Here is a 5,234-nt window from a genome sequence, read left to right as displayed (position 1 = left end):
CGTCGATGCCCGTCTGCATACCGTCGCGGTTGATGTCGGTGAACACAAGGTGCCCGTAACCGAGGCCCGCGAGGCGTGGCAAGAGCTCGTCGACCGTGAGGCCCGCGCCCTCGCGCCAGCCGTTGACCTTGACGACGCCGTCCTTCGCGGCGACGTCGGCCACGACTCGGTCGCCGTACTCGGCGGCTGCCCGCTCGGCGAAGGCCGGGTCGCGCACGAGCGCCGTGCCGATGGCGATGCGCCGCACGCCGAGGTCCGCCAGGCGCTCGACCGCCTCGATGGAGCGCACGCCCCCGCCGCAATCGACCTTGATGCCCGGGACCTCGCAGATCGCGCGGATCGCGGCCGCGTTGGCCGCGCGGGCGTCCTCGTCCTCCTCGAACGTCGCGGAGAGGTCGACCACGTGGATCCACTCGGCGCCTCGCGCGGTGAAGTCGCGCGCCACGGCGGCGGGGTCGTCGGAGTAGACGTCCATCCGCGAGCGGTCCCCGCGCTGCAGGCGCACGACCTTGCCGCCCACCAGGTCGATCGCGGGAAAGAGGATCACCTTGCCCCACCCCTCACGATGTCGACGTAGTTGGTAAGAATCCGAAGGCCCGTGGCCGAGCTCTTCTCGGGGTGGAACTGGACGCCGTAGACGTTGCCCTCCCACACCGAGGAGGCGAAGCTGCGCACGTAGTGGGTGCGCGTGGCCACCATGGCATCGTCCACGTCCTCATCGAGCGCGTAGCTGTGCGTGAAGTAAACGTTCGCTCCCTCGGGCACGCCGCGGAAAAGCGGGCAGGCCTGGCCGTGCGGCGTGAGGTGGATCTGGTCCCAGCCCACGTGAGGCACCTTGAGGCGGCCGGAGCGCAGCCGGGTCGCGCTCCCGCGCAAGATGCCGAGGCCGTCGACCCAGCGCTCGGGATCGTTGACGCCGTGGAGCTTGCCGTCGGTGCGCTCGTCTCCCCTATCGAAGAGAAGCTGCAGGCCCAGGCAGATGCCGAGGAACGGCACGCCGCGCCCCACGGCCTCGCGCACCGCGTCGGCCTGGCCGGAGCCGTTCATGTAGTCCATCGCGTCCTCGAAGCTGCCGACGCCCGGCAAAACGATGCCCGACGCACCCGCGATGGCGGCGGGATCGTCCGAGACGCTCGCCTCTCCCCCGACCTCGGCGAGGCCGCGGACGACGGAGAGGAGGTTGCCCTTGTGGTAGTCGACCACGACGATCGGGGCGCCCATCTACAGGCTCCCCTTCGTGGAGGGCACCGAGCCGTCGGAGCGCGGGTCGGGCTCGACGGCCTCGCGCAAGGCGCGCGCCGCGGCCTTGAAGGCTGCCTCGAGGATGTGGTGGGCGTTCTCTCCGCAAACGAGCCGCAGGTGAAGGGTGATGCCGGCATCGCGCGCGAACCCGGCGAAGAACTCGTGGCCGAGCTCGGTGTCGAAGGTGCCGACCTTCTCGGGACCGATGGGCACGTCCCAGAAGAGCTCGCCGCGGCCGGAGCAGTCCACGGCCGCCATGACGAGCGCCTCGTCGAGCGGCACCATCACGGAGCCGAAGCGGCGGATGCCGCGCTTGTCGCCCAGGGCCTCGCGCAGGGCCTGGCCCATGACGATGCCCGTGTCCTCCACGGTGTGGTGGTCGTCGACGTAGGTGTCGCCCTTGACGCGCAGCGTCACGTCGATGAGCGAGTGACGGCTGAAGGCGTTGAGCATGTGGTCAAAGAAGCCCACGCCCGTCTCGATGTCCGCGGCGCCGGTGCCGTCGAGGTCGATGGAAAGGCCGATGTCCGTCTCTTTGGTCGCGCGGACTACCTTAGCGGTCCTGGTCATGCTTCCTCCCTTGCTAGGATGGCGAGCGCATCGAGAAGCGCGTCGTTCTCGGGACGCATGCCGACGGTGATCCTCAGGCAGTTCTCCAGGCCAGGAGCATAGCTGAAGTCCCGGACAAGAATAGAGAACTCGTCGCGCAGGCGCGCGCGGACGCGCGAGGCGGCGGGCAGGCGGACGAGCAGGAAGTTCGCGGCGCTCGGCCACACCTCGACGCCCCCGATGGCGGCGAGCCCCGCGCGCAGGCGCTCGCGCTCGGCCACGATGTCGGCGACCACGGGCGCGAGCTCGCGGCGGCGCGAGACCGCGGCGCAGGCCACGGACTGCGCGAGCACATCCTCCGAGTAGATCTGGCGGATGGCGGCGAGCATGTTCACGACCTCGGGATCGGCCACGAGGTAGCCCACGCGCAGCCCGGCGAGGCCGAAGGCCTTGGAGAGCGTGCGCAGGACCATGAGGCGAGGGTTCTTCCGGACCCATCCGGTAAGGCTTGCGTCCTCCCCGGCGAACTCGATATACGCCTCGTCCACGAGCACGAGGGCGTCCGTCTCGTCGAGCAGGCACCGGACGACGGAGGGGTCCACGAGGTTGCCCGTGGGGTTGTTCGGCGAGGTCAGGATGACGAGCGCGGCGTCGTCGGCCTGCGCCGCCGCCACAAGGGAGTCGGCGTCGATCTCGAAGGTCCGCGGGTCTCGCCAGACGGGGACGACCGGGGTCTCGCACATCCGGGCGAAGTTCGCGTATTCGCTGAAGTCCGGCGGGCAGGTGACGAGCGCATGCCCCGGGCCGCCGAAGGTGAAGAGCAGGTTGAACAGCAGCTCGTCGCCGCCGTTGCCCACCATCACGTTCGCGCGGCGCACGCCATGGCGCTTGGCGAGAAGGTCGCGCAGGTCGTTGGCCATCGGGTCGGGGTAGCGGTTGAGCGGCGTCGTGAGCATGGCGGCGCGCAAGGCCTCGGTGACGGGCGCGGGCAGTTCGTGGGTGTTCTCGTTCGCGCTGAGGTTCACGCGGCACGGCGTGAACGCCGGGTCGTAAGGCTGGAAGCCCTGCAGCGCCTCGCGCGCGCGGGAAATGACGAAAAGGGACTGTCCCTTTTCGTCATTTTTGGCGGCCACGCTAGGCCTCCCGCTTCGCGTAGCCGGGCAGGTACGGGACGCCGGGGGCGGCGAGGTCGGAGGGCCAAGCCACACGGTGGGCGCCCTCGCAGGCGGCGTCGGCGTCGTCGTAGCCGGCAAGGCCCTGCTCGGCGAGGCGGCGCCTCATGCCGACCGAGAGCGCGTGGGCCCACAGGCCCTCCGCCTGTGCCATGGCCTGGGTTGCCGGCGCGTCGGCGAGCATGCCCTCGGGCGTGTAGCAGATCACGCTCGAGCGCTTCTGGAAGTCGTAGACACCGAGCGGGTTGGAGAAGCGCGCGGTGCCGCCGGTGGGCAGCGTGTGGTTCGGGCCCGCGACGTAGTCGCCCAAAGGCTCGGAACTCCAAGCCCCGACGAAGATGGCGCCGGCGTTCTTGACCTTGCCCAGAAGCCCCATCGCGTCGGCACAGTGGAGCTCAAGGTGCTCGGGAGCCACGACATTCACCGCGTCGACGGCGGCGTCGAGGTCGTCGGCCACGACGATGACGCCGCGGTTGTCGAGCGAGGCGCGGGTGATGTCCTCGCGCGGGGACTGCGAGACGAGCTTCTCGGCGGAGGCGAGGACGCGCGCGGGAAGGTCGGCGTCGCAGGTCACGAGGTAGCAGCTGGCCAGCGGGTCGTGCTCGGCCTGCGCCATGAGGTCGGCCGCCACGACCACGGGGTCGGCCGTCGCGTCGGCGAGCACGCAGACCTCGGAGGGGCCGGCCACCATGTCGATGCCCACATCGCCCGAGACGTAGCGCTTGGCGGCCGCGACGAAGGCGTTGCCGGGGCCGACGATCTTGTCGCAGGCGGGAATGGACTCGGTGCCGTACGCCACGGCGCCGATGGCCTGGGCGCCACCCACGGCGTAGACCTCGTCCACGCCGGCGAGCTTGGCCGCGGCGAGCGTGTAGGCGGAAAGCGAGCCGTCCTTCTGCGGTGGGGTCACCATGACCACGCGCGGCACGCCCGCGACCTTGGCGGGGATCGTGTCCATGAGGACGGTCGAGGGGTACTGGGCGCGGCCGCCCGGCACGTAGACGGCTGCCGAGGCGACCGGCGTGACCTTCACGCCGAGGAGCGTGCCATCGGGGCGCGTGGTGAACCAGCTCTCCTCGCGCTCCTTCTGGTGGAAGTCGCGGATCTGGTCGCGGGCGCGGGTGAGCGAGCGCAGGAACTCGGGGTCGACCATGCCGGGCGCGGCGTCGATGAGCTCCTGCGGCACGCGAAAGCTCGCCGGGCAGGCGCCGTCGAACTTGTTGCAATACTCGCGGACAGCCTCGTCGCCGCGGCTGCGGACGTCGTCCACGATGGCCTCGGCGGAGGCCATGATGTCTGCGGGCAGGGCGCCCGATCGGTTGAGGTCGGCCTGCGTCAGCGCGCGGCCGCCAGAAAGAATGACTTCCCTCATCGTCTATGCCTCCTCGTCGGCGACCTCGGCGAGACGTGCCGCCAGGTCGCGGATTCTCTTGTCGCAGCGGTACGCCGCGGGCCCCGCAAAGAAGCGCGCTGTGCACTCCATGACGTCGTCGACGACCACGAGGTCGTTCTCGCGCAGGGTGGTGCCGGTGGCCGTGATGTCCACGATGCGGTCGGCCATGCCCACGATCGGGCCGAGCTCGATGTTGCCGTGGAGCGTGAGGATGTCCACCTGGCGGCCGATGCGGTCGTAGTACTGCTGGGTGATGCGCGGGTACTTGGTGGCCACGCGCTCGGTGCCGCGCCACTCGTAGTTGCGGTCGGCCTGGCCCGCGTTGGCGGCGGGCTCGGCGACGACGAAGCGGCAGCCGCCGTAGCGCAGGTCAACGAGCTGAAGCAGGTCGAGGTCGGCCTCCACCAGCGAGTCCTTGCCGCAGATGCCGCAGTCGGCGCCGCCCGCCCCCACGAAGGCCGGGGCGTCCTGCGCGCGCACGATGATGTACTCGACGTCGTCGGCGCGCACGATCAGCTTGCGACCGGGGTCGGCGAGCTCCTCGGTGGGCAGGCCCGCGGCGGCGAGCACGCGCAGCGAGTCCTTGAACAGCGAACCCTTGGGCACGGCGATGCGCAGCGCGCGCGACGCCACGCGCGCGCCGGGGGTGACGACGCCCGACTCGCCTTGCTCGCCCAGGACCTCCTGCAGGCGCTCGAGCGAGAGCGCGAAGCCGCAGGCGGCGAGGCCCGGGCGCCCGAGGTTGGCGAGCACCGCGTCGTAGCGGCCACCGGAGGCGAGGCTCGCGGCGATGCCCTCGGCGTAGCCCTTGAAGATGATGCCCGTGTAATAGTCGAAGCTGTTGATGATGCTGAAGTCGAAGCTCGCCCGCCCCTCGG

The 5,234-nt window shown here is 70.7% G+C and carries 6 protein-coding genes; all 6 read right to left on the bottom strand.

The features are described from left to right. The coding region (locus ACT84W_RS09335) for a HisA/HisF-related TIM barrel protein (RefSeq protein WP_444329001.1) at positions 1–547 on the bottom strand (547 nt) is incomplete at its 3' end. Further along, on the bottom strand, positions 544–1,221 hold the full coding sequence (gene hisH / locus ACT84W_RS09330) for an imidazole glycerol phosphate synthase subunit HisH (RefSeq protein WP_417575654.1): 678 nt from the start codon (positions 1,219–1,221) through the stop codon (positions 544–546). The genes hisH and ACT84W_RS09335, both read right to left, overlap by 4 nt. Next, positions 1,222–1,812 carry an imidazoleglycerol-phosphate dehydratase HisB gene (gene hisB, locus ACT84W_RS09325; RefSeq protein WP_444329000.1) on the bottom strand — a complete coding sequence of 197 codons (591 nt, stop codon included), beginning with the start codon at positions 1,810–1,812 and terminating at the stop codon, positions 1,222–1,224. Then, entirely contained in the window at positions 1,809–2,924 is a 1,116-nt protein-coding gene (hisC, locus tag ACT84W_RS09320; protein ID WP_444328999.1) for a histidinol-phosphate transaminase, read from the bottom strand. Before hisC ends, hisB begins: the two co-directional genes overlap by 4 nt. A gap of 1 nt (position 2,925) precedes the next feature. Then, positions 2,926–4,335 (bottom strand): histidinol dehydrogenase, encoded by a 1,410-nt coding sequence (hisD, locus tag ACT84W_RS09315; RefSeq protein WP_432290184.1) that lies wholly within the window; start codon positions 4,333–4,335, stop codon positions 2,926–2,928. 3 nt (positions 4,336–4,338) lie between these two features. Next, a partial coding sequence (hisG, locus tag ACT84W_RS09310; protein ID WP_444328998.1) for an ATP phosphoribosyltransferase occupies positions 4,339–5,234 on the bottom strand: 896 nt, incomplete at its 5' end.

The sequence above is a fragment of the Paratractidigestivibacter sp. genome (assembly GCF_052362415.1).
In the GTDB taxonomy this organism is placed as follows: domain Bacteria; phylum Actinomycetota; class Coriobacteriia; order Coriobacteriales; family Atopobiaceae; genus Paratractidigestivibacter.
Note: the sequence above shows the minus strand (reverse complement) of the source record. Positions and strands in the feature narration are given on the sequence as shown.

Coding starts and splice junctions, on each gene's coding strand:
- hisH (WP_417575654.1), bottom strand. CDS start 1,221: ATGGGCGCCCCGATCGTCGTGGTCGACTACCACAAGGGCAACCTCCTC.
- hisB (WP_444329000.1), bottom strand. CDS start 1,812: ATGACCAGGACCGCTAAGGTAGTCCGCGCGACCAAAGAGACGGACATC.
- hisD (WP_432290184.1), bottom strand. CDS start 4,335: ATGAGGGAAGTCATTCTTTCTGGCGGCCGCGCGCTGACGCAGGCCGAC.